15 protein-coding genes are annotated in these 15,576 nt (G+C 64.8%); 6 read left to right on the top strand and 9 right to left on the bottom strand.

Annotated features, from left to right (window positions below):
• The first annotated feature begins 5 nt into the window (after positions 1–5).
• Positions 6–215 (top strand): dodecin, encoded by a 210-nt coding sequence (locus KXR83_RS00345; RefSeq protein ID WP_062797488.1) that lies wholly within the window; start codon positions 6–8, stop codon positions 213–215.
• Between the two features lie 12 nt (positions 216–227).
• On the opposite strand, the gene KXR83_RS00340 is transcribed toward KXR83_RS00345, so the two are convergent.
• The 3 genes from KXR83_RS00340 to KXR83_RS00330 form a co-directional block, all read right to left on the bottom strand.
• The gene (locus KXR83_RS00340) at positions 228–602 is read right to left on the bottom strand and encodes a MerR family transcriptional regulator (RefSeq protein ID WP_437423074.1); all 375 of its coding nucleotides are present in this window, start codon (positions 600–602) and stop codon (positions 228–230) included.
• On the bottom strand, positions 602–2,134 hold the full coding sequence (locus tag KXR83_RS00335; RefSeq protein WP_437423073.1) for a SulP family inorganic anion transporter: 1,533 nt from the start codon (positions 2,132–2,134) through the stop codon (positions 602–604). Before KXR83_RS00335 ends, KXR83_RS00340 begins: the two co-directional genes overlap by 1 nt.
• A gap of 118 nt (positions 2,135–2,252) precedes the next feature.
• Entirely contained in the window at positions 2,253–3,770 is a 1,518-nt protein-coding gene (locus tag KXR83_RS00330; RefSeq protein ID WP_437423072.1) for an amidohydrolase, read from the bottom strand.
• 65 nt (positions 3,771–3,835) lie between these two features.
• Here KXR83_RS00330 and KXR83_RS00325 point away from each other — a divergent pair, with 65 nt between their 5' ends.
• Positions 3,836–5,365, top strand: coding sequence for an acyl-CoA synthetase (locus tag KXR83_RS00325; protein WP_437423071.1), 1,530 nt, complete (start codon positions 3,836–3,838; stop codon positions 5,363–5,365).
• Positions 5,366–5,375: 10 nt separating this feature from the next.
• Positions 5,376–5,858, top strand: a complete 483-nt coding sequence (locus KXR83_RS00320; RefSeq protein WP_437423070.1) for a PPOX class F420-dependent oxidoreductase — start codon at positions 5,376–5,378, stop codon at positions 5,856–5,858.
• Positions 5,859–5,963: 105 nt separating this feature from the next.
• Here the strand turns inward: KXR83_RS00320 and KXR83_RS00315 are convergent, their stop codons facing one another.
• Positions 5,964–7,223 carry a citrate synthase gene (locus tag KXR83_RS00315; RefSeq protein WP_437423069.1) on the bottom strand — a complete coding sequence of 420 codons (1,260 nt, stop codon included), beginning with the start codon at positions 7,221–7,223 and terminating at the stop codon, positions 5,964–5,966.
• 100 nt (positions 7,224–7,323) lie between these two features.
• On the opposite strand from KXR83_RS00315, the gene KXR83_RS00310 reads away from it, so the two are divergent.
• Positions 7,324–8,451, top strand: a complete 1,128-nt coding sequence (locus tag KXR83_RS00310) for a citrate/2-methylcitrate synthase (RefSeq protein WP_437423068.1) — start codon at positions 7,324–7,326, stop codon at positions 8,449–8,451.
• Positions 8,452–8,511: 60 nt separating this feature from the next.
• On the opposite strand, the gene KXR83_RS00305 is transcribed toward KXR83_RS00310, so the two are convergent.
• Positions 8,512–8,943 carry a DoxX family protein gene (locus KXR83_RS00305; RefSeq protein WP_437423067.1) on the bottom strand — a complete coding sequence of 144 codons (432 nt, stop codon included), beginning with the start codon at positions 8,941–8,943 and terminating at the stop codon, positions 8,512–8,514.
• 370 nt (positions 8,944–9,313) lie between these two features.
• Between KXR83_RS00305 and KXR83_RS00300 the strand changes: the two genes are divergently transcribed.
• Complete coding sequence (locus KXR83_RS00300) at positions 9,314–9,475, top strand: hypothetical protein (RefSeq protein WP_245968898.1); 162 nt, start codon at positions 9,314–9,316, stop codon at positions 9,473–9,475.
• A 26-nt stretch (positions 9,476–9,501) separates the two neighbouring features.
• On the opposite strand, the gene KXR83_RS00295 is transcribed toward KXR83_RS00300, so the two are convergent.
• Positions 9,502–10,452: an esterase/lipase family protein gene (locus KXR83_RS00295; protein WP_243404426.1), complete on the bottom strand. Its 951-nt coding sequence runs from the start codon at positions 10,450–10,452 to the stop codon at positions 9,502–9,504.
• 112 nt (positions 10,453–10,564) lie between these two features.
• On the bottom strand, positions 10,565–10,942 hold the full coding sequence (locus tag KXR83_RS00290) for a winged helix-turn-helix transcriptional regulator (RefSeq protein WP_437423066.1): 378 nt from the start codon (positions 10,940–10,942) through the stop codon (positions 10,565–10,567).
• A gap of 118 nt (positions 10,943–11,060) precedes the next feature.
• Here KXR83_RS00290 and KXR83_RS00285 point away from each other — a divergent pair, with 118 nt between their 5' ends.
• A complete protein-coding gene (locus tag KXR83_RS00285; protein ID WP_437423065.1) occupies positions 11,061–11,918 on the top strand; it encodes an SDR family oxidoreductase in 858 nt (285 codons plus the stop codon).
• 18 nt (positions 11,919–11,936) lie between these two features.
• Here the strand turns inward: KXR83_RS00285 and KXR83_RS00280 are convergent, their stop codons facing one another.
• Together KXR83_RS00280 and KXR83_RS00275 are read right to left on the bottom strand one after the other, a co-directional pair.
• Entirely contained in the window at positions 11,937–12,683 is a 747-nt protein-coding gene (locus KXR83_RS00280) for a hypothetical protein (protein WP_437423064.1), read from the bottom strand.
• The gene (locus tag KXR83_RS00275; protein ID WP_437423063.1) at positions 12,680–15,568 is read right to left on the bottom strand and encodes a DEAD/DEAH box helicase; all 2,889 of its coding nucleotides are present in this window, start codon (positions 15,566–15,568) and stop codon (positions 12,680–12,682) included. Before KXR83_RS00275 ends, KXR83_RS00280 begins: the two co-directional genes overlap by 4 nt.
• Between the last annotated feature and the right edge of the window lie 8 nt (positions 15,569–15,576).

The following is a 15,576-nucleotide window of genomic DNA, read 5'->3' as shown; positions in this document are numbered from 1 at the left end:
TTCGCATGAGCGACAACGTCTACCGCGTCACCGAGATCGTCGGGTCGTCGACAACGAGTACCGACGATGCGATCAAGACCGCGATAGCCCGGGCCAACAAGTCGCTGCGCAACGTGGATTGGTTCGAGGTGATCGAGACCCGAGGACACGTGGAGAACGGAGAGCTCGCGCACTTTCAGGTCACCCTGAAGGTCGGGTTCAAACTGGAGGACTGAGGAGGTCCGTCGTCAGTCGAGGTCGTCGAGTATGCCGATGAACTCGGTGGCGTACTCGACGTGGGTGAGCAGGCGTTCGTAGCGGTTTCGGGCGTCAGCTCTCACCTCGTCGATGACGCTGCGGGCAGCGGGATCTGGCCCCTCGGAACCGTGCAGTGCATCCACGGCCCGTAAGAACATGCGCATCTCGTCGAGGCTGTAGCCCAGTGGTTTCATCCGCCGGATGATCAGCAGACGTCGCACATCGTCTTCGGTGTAGAGCCGGAAATTGCCTTCGGTGCGGGCTGTCGGCGCCACCAGATCGATGTCTTCGTAGTGACGAAGCGTCCGGACCGACAGCCCGAGCCGGTCGGCAACCTCACCCACCTTCATGCGGTCGCCGGCCATCAGCCCGGTGCGCCGAGTCGGCCCGACAACCGTTCGAGGCGCTCGAGCCCGGCGCCCTCCAGCCCGACAATCGTGGCCTGCTTGCCACGCGCGCGGTACTTGCCGAGTACGGCATCGAGACTGGCGACCGTCGACGCATCCCAGACGTCGGCATCGGTCAGGTCGATGATGACCCTCTCGGGATCGCCCGCATAGTCGAATTGATAGACGAGGTCGTTGCTCGACGCGAAGAACAACTGTCCGGTGACCCGGTAGCGACGCACCTCGGCGGAATCTGCACTCGTGGGGTCGTTTTCGGTGACCGGCGTGACCGTGGTGAGATGTGCGACCCGGCGGGCGAACAGCACCATCGCGGTGAGGACGCCGAGAACAACGCCGACCGCGAGATTGCTGGTGAGAACCGTTGCGACAACGGTGACCAGCATGACAAGAGTTTCCGGGAACGGCATCACCCGCAGGGTTCGGGGATGGACGCTGTGCCAGTCGAATGTACCGACCGACACCATGATCATCACGGCGACCAGGGCGGCCATCGGGATGACACCGACGATGTCGCCGAGAACCACAACAAGGATCAACAGGAAGAATCCGGCGAGGAACGTCGACAGTCTGGTGCGGGCGCCCGATTGCTTGACGTTGATCATCGTCTGACCGATCATCGCGCAGCCACCCATGCCGCCGAAGAATCCGGTGACGACGTTGGCCACTCCTTGGCCCCACCCTTCGCGGGTCTTGTCGGAATGTGTGTCGGTGATGTCGTCGACCAGCTTGGCTGTCATGAGCGACTCCATCAGGCCCACGAGGGCCATCGCCAGTGCGTAGGGCGCGATGACCGACAGGGTGTGCATCGTGAACGGCACGTCGGGGATCAGCAGTGACGGTAGCGAATCGGGCAATGCGCCTTCGTCTTCCACCGAGGGGACATCCCAGCCGAACGCGGTGACCACCACCGTCAAACCCACGATCGCCACAAGTGGCGAGGGGATGGCAGTGGTGATCCGGGGCAACAGCACGATGATCGCCAAACCCGTTGCCACCAGGGGATAGACGAGCCAGGGGATATCGTCGCCGATGAGATGCGGCAGTTGCGCTCCGAAGATGAGAATGGCCAACGCGTTGACGAACCCGGTCATCACGCTGCGGGGGATGAAGCGCATCAACTTGGCGATACCGATCACGCTGAGCGCGATCTGGAAGATGCCGGCGAGGATGACCGTGGCGATGAGGTAGTCGAGTCCGTAGTCGTCGACGACCGGCGCCACGACAAGCGCAACAGCGCCGGTGGCCGCGGAGATCATCGCGGGCCGGCCTCCGACCACGGCGATGGTGACGGCCATGGTGAACGACGCGAACAGCCCTACACGCGGGTCGACCCCGGCGATGATCGAGAACGAGATGGCCTCGGGGATGAGCGCGAGCGCAACCACCAGACCTGCCAGGACCTCCCGCCGGAGATCGCGTGGTGAACGCACGAGCGCGCGCACCGTCGCCGGCGGGTTCTGAGAATGGGTGACGGAGTTCGTGCTGGGCACGCGCGTCCTTTCGAGCTGATGTGGGGCAGTCGGTGTGGTGGCCGGCAGACGTGGCCGGGACGCCCGCAAACCTACCGTAACGAGAGGTTTGGCCCAAGTCGTGCCGTCGCGCCCGCAGTCACAGGGCCAGGTGCACGGGCCGGCCGCGGACAACGGTCGCGGCGACTCCGAGTGCGCGCAGACGGGCGCCCATCTGTGTCGAGGAGCCTGATGCGATCGGATTGTCGTCGAGCAGCACCACATCGCCCCGACTGCCCACCGCCACCGTGGTCTGCCCATCCGTACTGGCCGAAAGGGCTTGCGCCGGGGTGAGCGCCTCATCGGGATTCCACGGCGCGATTGTCGCGTCGGCGCCCCGATCGACGGCTGCCGCCATCGCGATTCTCGGATCGAGCGGGGCAACCGGCGCATCGGAGCCGAGCGCGAGTGTGACACCGCCCCGCAGCATCGAACGAAGGGCGAAACAACGGTCGGTGCGGTCGGACCAGCATTGCCGGGCCACCTCCCGGTCGTCGAGCAGATGGGCCGGCTGCACACTCGCCCGCACGCCCAGGGCCCGCATCCGATGGATGTCGCCGTGGCGGATGAGCTGCACGTGTTCGATGCCGCCGCGCGCGCCGGTTGCCTCGAATGCGCTCAGTGCCTGGTCCACCGCAGCATCACCGATGGCGTGCAATGCGATGTCCATACCGCCGCGGTGTCCACGGGAGAGCAAATCTACGAGAGACTGATGGTCGTAGGCCTGGTGGCCGAGTGTGTGGTGTTCGGTGTCGGTATAGGGCTCGCAGCAGAACGCGGTGCGGGTGTTGAGCGACCCGTCCGAGAAGATCTTCAACGGACCCATGGTCAGCAGTCCGCGTCCGTCGGCGAGTTCGCTGCCCGTTCGCAGACCTGCCGCCAGGACCTCGTCGAGTCTGTCGGGGTACGTGACCGGCCGGATGCGGATCTGGTCGATTCCGCGGGCAAATCGCTCCGGCCACTCCAGGTAGCCCGCAGCCATCTCGAAGTCGACGACCCCGACAACACCTTTGCTCGCTGCGTCCGAGATGGTCGCGCGCAGCAGGTCGTCGATGTTCTCTGATGCGGCGGTCAGGGCGCTGACCTGATGTTGCAGGTCGAACCACTCGGACTCGAGAAGTGGCCCGTCGCGATGTGGAACCCCCAGAAGGGCAAGAGCTTTGGTGTTCAGCCAGCCGGTGTGGCCGTCGCCGCTGGCCAAGATGACCGGGTGGGATCCGCTGACGGTGTCGAGCATGGCAGCGGTTGGCTGTTCGGGCCAGGTGGCCGTTCGGAATCCGTAGCCGACGATCGCGCCGGACCGCCAGGGGTGGGGCAGTGACGCCACGTGGTCGGCGACGATACGCAGCACGTCGCCAGGACCTGAAGTGCCGGATACGTCCAGTTTGGAACGGCTTTGGGCCCACCAGGTCAGGTGAGCGTGCTGGTCCCAGAGTCCGGGGATGGCCCAGCGGCCGTCTGCGTCGATCACCGTCTCCACGCCGGTTGGGCGAAGCCCGGCAGCGATCTCGGTCACCATTCCGTCGTCGATCCGGATGTCGACGGGAAGATCTGTGGGGGCTGATCGGCCGACCGGAACCAATCGCGCACCGCGGATCAGAGTGGATGAGACGGTCATGGCGCCCAGCTTCTCACGGCAGATGTGCGGTCGAGATACTTGGACTTCCTATAAAGTTTGTTCCCATGAGCACAATGTTTCGTGCCAGTACCGTCGACGGCATCCTGCGGCGGAGCGCGGCCAAGTTCCCTGATCGCATCGCACTCCGGTTCGCCGATCGCTCGTGGTCCTATCGCGACCTTGATGCCGCTGTCAGCAGGGCCGCGGGGCACCTCAGGTCGATCGGCCTGAGCGGAGGTGACCGGGTCGCGGCGTACGGCACCAACTCCGACGCCTACCTCATCGGGTTCTTGGCCTGTGCCCGCGCCGGACTGGTCCATGTACCTGTCAACTACGCGCTGAAGGGTGGCGAGCTCGAATACCTCGTCGGCCAGTCGGGAAGTCGGGCGGTGCTGGTGGACCCGGCTCTCCGGCCCGGCCTCACGCCCGTCGCCGAATCGCTGGGAGTCGAGCACATCATCGCGCTGCGTGACGACACGGATTCGCTACTGGAGCGCTGCAGTTCGGGAGACATCCCGGACATCGACGACCCGGTTGACGAGACCAGCCTCGTGCAGTTGCTCTACACCTCGGGGACCACGTCGAAACCCAAGGGCGCGATGATGACCCACGGCGCCATGGTCGACGAATACGTGTCTTCGGTGATTGCGCTCGCTTTCACCGAGTCGGACAATCCGCTCATCTGCATGCCGCTGTACCACTCGGCGGGCATGCACGTGTTCATGCTTCCGTACCTGTCGGTGGGCGCCACGATCAGCCTCATGGAGACACCGGACATCCCGGAGATCCTGCGGCGCATCGAAGCCGAGAAGATCGGGTCGCTGTTCCTGGCGCCGACCGTGTGGGTTCCGCTCGCCGGTCATCCCGATCTCGACACCCGCGATCTCTCGACCCTGCGTAAGGCCCAGTACGGTGCCTCCATCATGCCGGTCACCGTGCTGAACCGGCTACGCGAACGCTACCCCGACATCGCCTTCTACAACTGCTTCGGTCAGTCCGAAATCGGCCCGCTGGCAACGGTTCTGCAACCCGAGGAGCACGCAGACCGGCCGGCATCGTGTGGCCGAGCTGTGTTCTTCGTCGAGACGCGAGTGGTGGACACCGACGGCAACGACGTCGCCGACGGCACCCCCGGCGAGGTGCTGTACCGCTCTCCGCAACTGTGCCAAGGCTATTGGGACAATCCCGCGGCCACCGAGGAGGCGTTCCGGGATGGCTGGTTCCATTCCGGTGACCTGGTCACCCGTGATGCGCAGGGCTACATCACGGTGGTCGACCGGATCAAAGACGTCATCAACACCGGTGGGATCCTGGTGGTATCCCGTGAGGTCGAAGATGCGGTGTACACCCATCCCGGTGTCGCGGAGGTCGCAGTGATCGGTACCCCGGACGAGAAGTGGATCGAGGCGATCACCGCGGTGGTGGTGCTGCGTCCGGACGCAGGCGACGTGTCGCCCGACGACCTGATCGCGCACGTCAAAGAGCAGATCGCCCCCTTCAAAGTGCCGAAACGTGTTGTGTTCGTGGATGAACTGCCGCGGAACCAGAGTGGGAAGCTGCTCAAGCGAGAACTGCGCAGCGGACTGCAGGACTAGACTGCAACCCATGGCCAGAACAGTTGCGACCACCACAGACGTCGAACGCGAAGCGTTGCTGGACTTTGTCCGGCCGCGCCACCACATGCTGCTCAGTACGGTCCGATCCGATGGCAGTCCGCAGCTGTCGCCGGTCACCGGAGGAGTGGACGAGGAAGGCCGCATCGTCATCTCGACATACCCCGGCCGCGCCAAAACGGCCAATGCCCGCCGTAACAGTTCGGTGAGCGTGTGCGTGGTGTCCGACGAGTGGAACGGCGCCTGGGTTCAGATCGACGGAACCGCCGAGGTGCTCGACATGCCGGAGGCCGAAGATGCGCTTGTCGACTACTTTCGCAGCATCTCGGGTGAGCACCCCGACTGGGACGATTACCGCAAGGCGATGCGTGTGCAAGGCAAGTCGCTGATCCGCATCAGCCCGTCGCGCTGGAGTCCCATTGCCACCGGCGGATTTCCGGAAGACGTGGCTGCCCGCCTCGACGCACAGGACTGACACCGAAGGGGATTTCCCCCCGCACCGTCTTGTGCACCGCGCAACGGGTCGAACCGGTGCGCGGCGATCGAAACGCTGCGACAGCAACGACGACGCGCAGTCTGCTCATTGGGCAGGTGGTCGCACCCCGACGTAGACACCCTGCGGCCGGAACCGCAGTCTCGGCTCCTCGTACTCCTCGATGGCGTGGGCAACCCATCCTGCAATTCGCGCGATCGCGAAGATCGTCTCTGCCGCGTCGGGCGCCATGTCGAAGCGGACCGCGATCGCGGCCAGTGCCATATCCGAATTGAGAAACGCGGCATCGGTCTGGCCGGCCATGCCGCGCAACTCTTCGATGGTTCGGATGACTTTCCGGTTGCCGCCGGTGGTGGTGGCCATCAACTCGAACAGGGCCTCCGCGCGCGGATCGTGGTCCCGGTACACCACGTGGCCGAATCCAGGCGTGGCCTGGTCTAGCCCCGACCACAGCGCCAACGCACCCGAAGGATTGTCCAGAGCATCGGCCAGGAATCGTGACGCCCTGGTGGCGGCACCGCCGTGCAACGGCCCGTCGAGCGCACCGAGCCCCGCGGTGACCACGGAATAGATGCTGCCGCGCGCGCTCGCGGCCACCCTGGCCGCGACCGTGCTCGCAGTCAGGTCGTGGTCGGCCAGCAAGACGAGCGCGGCGTTCAGCAAGCGGACACGGCCGCGATTGGCCGGGATCGAGGTGAGCCGGGGCCACAGCCTCGCCGCGAGTGATGGCCCGTTTGCGTCCTGACCCGAGGCGACAGGTAGACAATCGACCACCGTGTCGAGGATGCCGGCGGCCTTGCGGGTCACCACATCGTGGGTGAGCTGGTGGCGGAGGTCGTCCCGGGAACCGAGTACGTCGATGGCCATTCTGACCATGTCGACACGGCGGCCGGCGGGGTTGCTGAGGGCTCTCAATTGTTTGATCACGCCGCGGGGCAGCATGTTTCGACCCCATTCGGGCTCGCTCTGCCACAGCAACGCAGCAACTGCCTCGAAGTCCACCGAGGTGGAGAGCCGGGCGGCATCCTGTCCGCGGTAGTAGAGGTGATCGTCGTCGAGCAGTGTGATCTGGGTTCGGATGCGTTCGACGACCCCGGCCGGAGGTCGGCCGGCGGAACGCCGGGTCAATGCGTCCACCTCGTCGACGGCGAACACGCTGCCCCGGACCCCGTCGACGGCAGCGCTGGTCAACAGCCCTCGGCTCACGTAGGCGTACACGGTTTGTGTTTTGACGCCGAGTACCCGGGCGACTTGCGCGGTGGTGAGGTAGTCGCGTCCATCGTGTCGCAGCGGTGTGGGCCGCCTCCGACGGTGATGGGGCACGTGGTCGGTCGATCGAACTGCCATCGTCGAGGTCCCTTCACATTGATTCGATCAACATTGACACATGGCAACTGTCGGTCGAATGTGATTGCCAGACAACCACACTTATGGATCGGAGATTCACATGTCGGTGATGGTCGCCCCGCCGGGGTTGAGCAACGTGGTGGTCGCGGATACCGCGATCGGTGATGTTCGTGGTGACGAGGGCTTCTATCAGTATCGCCAGTACTCGGCCATCGACCTGGCCAGGACGAAGACGTTTGAAGAAGTGTGGTTCCTGTTCGTCTACGGTCGCCTTCCTGACCCCGACGAGTTGGACACGTTTGTCGCCACGACGCGGGCCCTTCGCGCGATCCCAGCGGAACTGTCGTCGCTGTTACGCACGATCGCCCTGGCCGGCAACGAGCGGCAGATGCTCGCGCGACTACGTACCGTGTTGTCGGCGGCCGCGGCAACCACATCGGTTGTACCGCTGTGGGATGCGGGTCCAGATCAAAGGATTGCCGACGCGCTGGCCGCCACGGCGATGACGCCGACCATTCTCGCCGCCTTGCACAGGATTCGATCGGGTGAGGATCCGCTGCCACCGCGCGACGACCTGTCGACCGCAGAGAACTGGTTGTACGGATTGACCGGCAAGGAACCGGAGCCAGAGCGCGCACGAGCGATCGAGCAGTACCTGATCGCCACCGTCGATCACGGATTCAATGCATCGACGTTCACCGCCCGGGTGATCGCGTCGACCGGCGCCGATGTCTTCAGCGCGGTGTGTGGGGCGCTCGGCGCATTCTCCGGACCCCTGCACGGCGGCGCGCCGGATCGGGCACTCGATGCGCTCGACGAGATCGCCGAGACAGGCGATGCGACCGCCTGGGCCAAAGCCCAGCTGGCGGGGCGTAGCCGCATCATGGGTTTCGGTCACGCGGTCTACCGCACCAATGACCCTAGGTCGGACTTGTTGCGCGACATCGCATCCCGACTCGGCGGCCCACTGGCCGAGTTCGCGATCGATGTGGAGAAGGATGTGGTCGCGGTGTTGGCCGAGGCTTACCCGGATCGTCCTTTGTACGCGAACGTCGAGTTCTACGCCGGGGTTGTCATGGACAGTTGCGGAGTGCCCCGACAGATGTTCACCCCCACGTTCGCGGTGAGCCGGATGGTGGGGTGGTGCGCCAATATCCTCGAGCAGGCCGAGGACCGCAAGATCATTCGGCCGAGCGCCCGATACGTTGGCCCACCGGTTATTCGGTGAGCGCAGTGGACCCGGTGAGGTGATCTCACCGGGTCCAAGTGTCGGGTGACGTCGTTGTGATCAGCGCACCAACGGCATGATCGAGCGAACCGTTGCGCTGCGCAGCCACAGCCCGGCCCACACTGCGATGCCGACCACGACAGGCAGGAAAATGCCTACACTGAGCGACTTTTCGTCAATCATGTGAGATGTGGTCGCGCCGCCGAAGTACCCGGTCAGAAGTACCGCACCGAGAATCGCGGTCCGCGGGTAGAGGTACAACGCAAGGCACCCCAGCATCACCACGCCCATGGCAACGATGTCGCCGTCGGTGAAGCCGAGCTCGTACGACGCCTTCGTCACCTCTTCCGGCAAGGCCAGGTGCGAGATCGCGTCGACGAGCAGCAAGATGCTGACGAGTCCGGTCACCACTCGGCCGGCGATCTGAGACCTCCGGCTGATGGGGCCCGTGGTCTGGGCGGAGGTGGCTGGGTTGTCGGCGATGGCGGTCATGATGCGCTCCTGGGGTCGTGGCGGTTTTTCGGTCTTGTGAAGTGAGACCGTGCCGGAACGCAGAAGTAATCGGCGGGAGCAGCGCCAGTTGCTGTCGCATGTAGGCGGAGGCGAGAGGTCGTCCCGCTGAAAATGACTTAGCTTTCAGCTCTCGGAGCAGCACAATGGCCGGATGCAATCAGTAGCGTCGGAGCGCGAGTGCCCAACTCGGTTTCATGTCACGTCCGCGAAGAATCGTGCGTCCATCTCTCGGAGCGGGTTGGACTGGCGCCTCATGGGTGCCGCACCAGGAATCGCCGGTTCGGATCGGCCGGAGCAAGAAGGGTGCTTCCTCGCTGCCAATGAGTACGAGTGTGACTGGTTCGTTCGAATGAACAACACCGGTGGGCCTGTTGACGTGTGGGAAGTGAGCGGCGTGGACGCCGATACTTTGGTCGAGTCACCTCAGGGGTACTACTTCTTCCCCGGTGTGGTCGGCCGCGATCGGGTTCGGCTGGTCCAACGGGACATCCCGCCTGTCAACCGACGATGAACTCCTACCTGACCTGGGTCGGACACTCAGCCGGTGAAGGGTGGGACGAACTCGCATCCCACTGCCTGCGGGTGTGCCGGGTCCAGTGCGTTCAGGACGAACTGCGCCGCACGGCGAGATCCCGCGATGCCGGTGTGCTCGGAGTAGTCCAGTGAACATCCATCTTGCACAACGATGTTCGTGGCGTTCTCAGCTCGCAGCTCGCCGCTTGTGTACGGAACAACGAGTTCGTCGAAGCGGGTCATGATGTTGGTGTAGGTGATGTCGGGGTCATAGAGGCCATCACGCTGCAGCTTCTTGAGCATGTCCGAACCCTTGGTCATCTGCAGGCACGCCGCGCAGATGGCCCCGATGGTCTGCTGCTGAACCTGGTCTATCCCAAGCGCTTTGGAGTAGGCAGCGATCTCGCCGGCCGCGGCGACGTTGGTGCCGTTCCACAACGGCGCCAGGGAGATGTACTTGTCGACCTTGTCGGCTCCACCCAGGAACTTGATCCAGTAGGTGGGCATCAACGTGCCCTGCGAATGCCCCACGATGTCGACCTTGGCCGCGCCGGTCGATGCGCGCACCCTGTCGACAAATGCGGCCAATTCGGCCGCACTCTTGTCGATGGATGCGAAGCCGCCGAGTGCGCTGATCGGCCACGGCGCCCACGGGATGGCGCCATAGGTCAACGCGAAGACGCAGTAGCCGTTGTTCGCCAGGAGCGGCGCGTAGGTACCCCAGTTGGTCTGGGCACCCCCGCCCGTACCGTGCACAAGAACGACGGGCCGCGGATGCTCGGGAGTCGGCTTGCAATTCCAGTCGTTGGACCCGGGCAAGGAGCCGCCGGGCCGAGTGAGCTCGCTGGGGATACCGGCAAAGAAGTTGTAGTCGACGGGCAATGGATCCTTCGCCGCCACCGGACCGGTCCCGAACACCGTCCCCAGGGTCAACACGAGAGCAGCGATCACCCCGGCGATCTTCGCTCGTTGCATTCTGCTCCCACTGCCCATCGCAACTGGTTAGCTACGCTTCGAGGATAACCGGCAGCTCAGGCGGGGAGTCGGGATCGGTGAATCTCGCAGGAGTTCCCGACGGGTGGGACGATCACTGGTTGTCGTAGGCGGCGCGAGCGGCATAGACCACGTCCATGTTCGACTGCACAAGCTCGATCAGACCGTGCAGCCGTTCGGCGATCTCCCGGCCCATCGGCGTCAGCTCGTATTCGACCTTGGGCGGGATCGCCTCGAGCACCGTGCGAGTGAGCATTCCGTCGCGCTCGAGGTTTTGCAGTGTCTGCGACAGCATCCGTTCACTGACTCCGTCGACTCGTCGGCGGAGTGCGCTGAATCGATAGCTGCCCTCGGCGAGCGCCGCAAGAACCAGCAACCCCCAACGACTGGTGACGTCCTGGAGTGTCTCGCGGGATGAACAGTCGCGCGCGAAGACGTCTGCTTCGAGGGAGTTGTCCACCTGGTCGGCCATTGCTCCACGATAACCCAGCTGTGACCAGGATGGTTACTCATTGGCTTGCGCTTACTAAAAGTAAGTGCATACTGAAACGGTAGCGCCGAGAACGGCGCTTGGAGACGGAGGATTTGAAATGCCAACAGCGGTCACCGGTGCCACCGGCCAACTGGGAACACTTGTCATCGACAGCCTTCTCGATCGAGGTGTGCCATCGACCGAGATCGTCGCAGTGGTCCGAGACGCCTCGAAGGCGACAGCCCTGCAGGACAAGGGCGTCGACGTTCGATCTGCCGACTACAACGATCCGGCGGCGCTACGCGCGGCGCTGGCGGGAGTGGACAAACTGCTTCTCGTGTCGGGCTCGGAGGTCGGCCGACGGGTTGCTCAGCACAAGAACGTGATCGACGCGGCCGAACAATCAGGTGTCCAGCTGATCGCGTACACGAGTCTGCTGAACGCTGACCGGAGCAACATCTCCCTCGCCCCTGAGCACCAGGCCACCGAGGCCCACCTCGCCGAGTCGTCGGTGCCCAGCGTGCTGCTGCGGAACGGTTGGTACTGGGAGAACTATGCGGCAGCCATCCCCCAGGCGGTCGAGACGGGGAAACTGTACGGCGCCGCGGGCGAAGGTCGCCTCGCCGCCGCGACCCGGGGCGACTTCGCCGCCGCCGCTGCTGCAGTCCTGACGCTCGACGATCAGGGCGGCAAGATCTACGAACTCGGTGGTGGCGAACGCCTCACCTATGCCGAGTTCGCCAAGGCCATCAGTGAGATCTCAGGCGCGGAAGTGACCTACCAGGACCTCCCGCAGACCGACTACGCCGCTGCACTGGAGCAGGCCGGCCTGCCGGATCCGGTCGCTGCCATGCTCGCCGACGCGGACGCCGGTATCTCGCGCGGCGAGCTGGACACGGCAAGTGGCGATCTGCAGGCACTCATCGGACGGGAGTCGACCCCGGTCTCCGAGGTCATCAGGTCGGTTCTCAACTGAGCTCCACCACAGAGTCGCTCAGCGGATGATCCGGGCGTAGAGGTCGGCCAGCTCGTCCACTGCCTGCGCCACATCCATCGCCGCCGAACCCGATCGGCGTAGAGCCGCCGTGAGGGCAGTGGTGTCCAATTCGGACAACACGTCGATCGGCGGTGGATGTGGCAGTCCGGGCATCTGGCGCCCGTCACCGTAGAAATCGATATCGGCCGGCGGTGCAGGGGCTTCGTCAGGCTCATCCGAATCGGCTGATGGTGCGTCCCGCAGGTGGGCCAGCAAGACGCCGAGTTCAACCCCCATCACGGTGAGCAGGGTGCTGGGCTCTTTGTCGATCGCCGCCGCGATCTCGAAACACACCGACAACACGTGGATACAGCGGTCACTGTCGTCGGGGCAGGTGCAGTCGACTCGCAGATCAGACGCCTCGGTCGGGGTCACCAGCGAACCGAGCAACTGCGGCTGCTTGCCGCGTGTCAGGGCGACGAGATCGTCCGTCTTGCCCTCATGCCGCAGCATGGAGACGACAATCGCCGGATCCGCTGCGAGTGTGTTGATCTCCACCTCGAAGGGGTCGAGCTGGCTACCCTGCACCAGGGCGCTGACCCGACCCGACCGCATCACCAGGTCGATGACGTTGCGGTCCCGAAAGTAGCTGCGCGCCTTGACGATCTTTCGCTGTTCGGCAGTCGGCTCGACGGCCAGCAGGAAAGCCTTGGACCACGGCGTGAGGCCGTAACCGCGTTCAGGCGCCTTCTTCTTGCGGCTCATTCGCTCACCGCCTCGTCGTGCAGGCGCATCAGCTCATAGAGCTCATCGTCGCCGGTGTCGGCGAGCCAGTTCTCGCCGGTGGCCACGGTCAGCTCCGACAGCTCACGTTTGTCGGAGATGAGCTGGTCGATGCGCTCCTCCAAGGTTCCGACGCAGACGAACTTGCGTACCTCCACACGGCGCTCCTGGCCGATTCGGTACACCCGATCGGTGGCTTGATTCTCGACGGCAGGATTCCACCAGCGATCAAAGTGCACAACATGATTGGCGGCGGTGAGATTGAGTCCGGTGCCCCCGGCCTTGAGCGATGCGATCATCACAGGTGGCCCGTCTGCCTCGCCGAACTCGGCCACCAGTTTGTCGCGGGCCGGGCGGCTGAGGCCTCCGTGCAGGAACGACAGGGGATGTCCCAGGCGGTCGGACAACCATGGTTCGAGCATGGTGCCGAATGCGGTGAATTGGGTGAAGACCAGGGCCCGCTCGCCGTCGGCGACGATGTTCTCGAGCATGTCCGCCAGCAATTCGACCTTGCCCGAGCGGTGTTCGTTCCGGCGGAGGATGGGGGAGCCGTCGCCGAGGTAGTGCGCGGGATGGTTGCAGATCTGTTTCAGCCGGGTCAGCGCTGCGAACACCGTTCGGCGTCGCTCACTCCCGGGCTGCCCGCTCTCGCCCTTTCCGAGTGCATCCATCAGGTCGTCGATGACGGCGCGGTAGAGCCCGGCCTGCTCGACGGTGAGGTTCGCCCGAACGGTCAGTTCCGTCTTCTCCGGTAGATCGGAGATCACGCTCGGATCGGTTTTGACCCGTCGCAAGATGAACGGCGAGGTGACCGCTGACAGTCGGCGTACCGCATCGCGATCGCGTTCGCGCTCAATGGGTTCGGCGTAGCGGTTCTTGAACACCGACGCGGTGCCCAGCAGTCCGGGATTGACCAGGTCGATGACCGAACGAAGATCTTCGAGCCGGTTCTCCACCGGGGTGCCCGTGAGGGCGACACGGTGACGAGCCGACATCGCCCGCACCGCTTTGGACTGTGCGGTGTTCACGTTCTTGATGTGCTGGGCTTCGTCCACCACGAGGCGGTCCCACTTCACCGCGCCCAGCAGCGCGCGGTCGCGAGAAGCGATCGCAAACGTCGTGATGACAACATCCACCTTCGCCGCGGCCGGTTCGAAGTGCCCCTTGGTAAGGCGTCCTGGTCCGTGATGGACCAGCACCGTGAGGTGGGGGGCGAACTTGGTGATCTCACGTTCCCAGTTACCGACGACCGACATCGGGCACACCAAAAGCGTTGTGCGCGAACCGACATCATCTGGAGTCTTCTCGCCGCAGATCAGGGCGAGCACCTGAATGGTTTTACCCAGTCCCATGTCGTCGGCGAGCACCGCGCCGATGCCGAGCGAACTCAGATGCCTCAGCCACTCCATCCCACGGTGTTGGTAGGGCCTGAGTTCGGCACGCAACGATGCGGGAGCCTCGAGCGGCGGTGGTGCCAATTGTCCACCGCGCTTGATGTCGTCGAGCCATGACAGACCTTCCACCCGCCCGACCGGTAGTGGCAGCCGGTCATCTCCGTCGGTGACGAGGTTGAAGAGTTCACCCATGTCGGCCGGCTGCCCGGACTCGGCCAGTGCCCGCTGGGTCTGGATGAACGCAGCCGACCTCGACAAGGCCGCGTTGTCGGCGCGCACCCACTTGCCGCGGATCCTGACCAGATCACCCTTTTGGCGTGCCAGTGCCTCGAGTTCGGAGGCGTCGAGAATGTCGTCGCCCAAGGCCAATTGCCATTGGAAGTCCCGGATCTCACCGAGCCCCACCATGACAGCGCGAGAACGCGGCCCACCCTCGGGCTTGCCCCGCAGCGTCAGGGTCGGCCTCACATGGGCGATGGACCGGGGGAGCAGTACCTCGAACCCGGCGTCCGCCAACGCGGCGACTCCGCCGTCGAGCAGAGCCAGCACCGTGTCGGTGGAGAGCAGGAAATCCAGGGAGTGGTGGTCGTGGTGGGCGGCCTTGAGGTCGGGAAAGGCGCGTACGGCTCCGGCGACCTCGGTGGTGATCTCATCGATCTGGTGCGGATCCAGCCGGCGCAGCTCCACGGGTTGATCCGGGCGGTCCATGGTTCGACGACACACCTGCAGGCGCCACCGGGTCACCTGGTCGGAGTCGTCGTTGTCGTCTTCTTCGGGCTCGCACAGCCGGAGCACCAGCGCGGATTCGCCCTGCCGGAGGCCATCGGCCCAGCTGGCCCACGCAGCCGCCGCGGACGCGGCCCGTTCCGCCGACATCTCCGGTGAATCGATATCCGGCAGCAGGGCCCGGACTAGGCTCGACCGCACTGAGTTGGGAGCGATGTCGGAGCAGCGGATGCGACACAGGTGGTCGGTCATCTCGCCGCAGAAGTCCATGATGGCGGTGGAATCGCCGTTCTCCAGGATCACCGGGGGCGCGGACGCGATGGCCGTGGAGAGCCAGGCCCGCCAGCCCGCCGTGGTGAGCGGAGCCCAGCGCACCGCCCACTCGCCGGCGACCCGATTCACCGCCGGAGCAACAGCCCCGGCGCTGACGAAACGCTCGGTGGATTCCAAAAGGAAACGGTAATAACGTAATTCACCACCGACGGCAGGGTCATCGTTTACTGACCGCAGCAGGTCGCAGGAGGCGGCCGGGCCCAGTGTCAGCGATGAGACGTCGCGACGGGTGGGCCCGGGGCCGGTAACGGTGATGGTGCGCCGCAGTGACCGTCCCGACACCGCCGTGGCGACCGGATCCGGTAGCCCGTCGGGCACGTGACCGGTGCAGGGTTGGCCGTCTGCGTCGGTGAACCACAGCGACAACCCCACCCCTGAGCGCCACAAAGCGTGCGCCGCCGCTGTCGCAACCACGTCAACAT

This window comes from Williamsia muralis (assembly GCF_051487485.1).
Taxonomy (GTDB): Bacteria; Actinomycetota; Actinomycetes; order Mycobacteriales; family Mycobacteriaceae; genus Williamsia; species Williamsia muralis_B.
This window is presented reverse-complemented; position numbering and strand designations above follow the sequence as displayed.

Bases quoted from the DNA above. Each gene is read 5' to 3' on its own strand.
- KXR83_RS00345 (WP_062797488.1), top strand. From the start codon at position 6: ATGAGCGACAACGTCTACCGCGTCACCGAGATCGTCGGGTCGTCGACA.
- KXR83_RS00340 (WP_437423074.1), bottom strand. From the start codon at position 602: ATGGCCGGCGACCGCATGAAGGTGGGTGAGGTTGCCGACCGGCTCGGG.
- KXR83_RS00330 (WP_437423072.1), bottom strand. From the start codon at position 3,770: ATGACCGTCTCATCCACTCTGATCCGCGGTGCGCGATTGGTTCCGGTC.
- KXR83_RS00325 (WP_437423071.1), top strand. From the start codon at position 3,836: ATGAGCACAATGTTTCGTGCCAGTACCGTCGACGGCATCCTGCGGCGG.
- KXR83_RS00320 (WP_437423070.1), top strand. From the start codon at position 5,376: ATGGCCAGAACAGTTGCGACCACCACAGACGTCGAACGCGAAGCGTTG.
- KXR83_RS00315 (WP_437423069.1), bottom strand. From the start codon at position 7,223: ATGGCAGTTCGATCGACCGACCACGTGCCCCATCACCGTCGGAGGCGG.
- KXR83_RS00310 (WP_437423068.1), top strand. From the start codon at position 7,324: ATGTCGGTGATGGTCGCCCCGCCGGGGTTGAGCAACGTGGTGGTCGCG.
- KXR83_RS00305 (WP_437423067.1), bottom strand. From the start codon at position 8,943: ATGACCGCCATCGCCGACAACCCAGCCACCTCCGCCCAGACCACGGGC.
- KXR83_RS00300 (WP_245968898.1), top strand. From the start codon at position 9,314: ATGAACAACACCGGTGGGCCTGTTGACGTGTGGGAAGTGAGCGGCGTG.
- KXR83_RS00295 (WP_243404426.1), bottom strand. From the start codon at position 10,452: ATGCAACGAGCGAAGATCGCCGGGGTGATCGCTGCTCTCGTGTTGACC.
- KXR83_RS00290 (WP_437423066.1), bottom strand. From the start codon at position 10,942: ATGGCCGACCAGGTGGACAACTCCCTCGAAGCAGACGTCTTCGCGCGC.
- KXR83_RS00285 (WP_437423065.1), top strand. From the start codon at position 11,061: ATGCCAACAGCGGTCACCGGTGCCACCGGCCAACTGGGAACACTTGTC.
- KXR83_RS00280 (WP_437423064.1), bottom strand. From the start codon at position 12,683: ATGAGCCGCAAGAAGAAGGCGCCTGAACGCGGTTACGGCCTCACGCCG.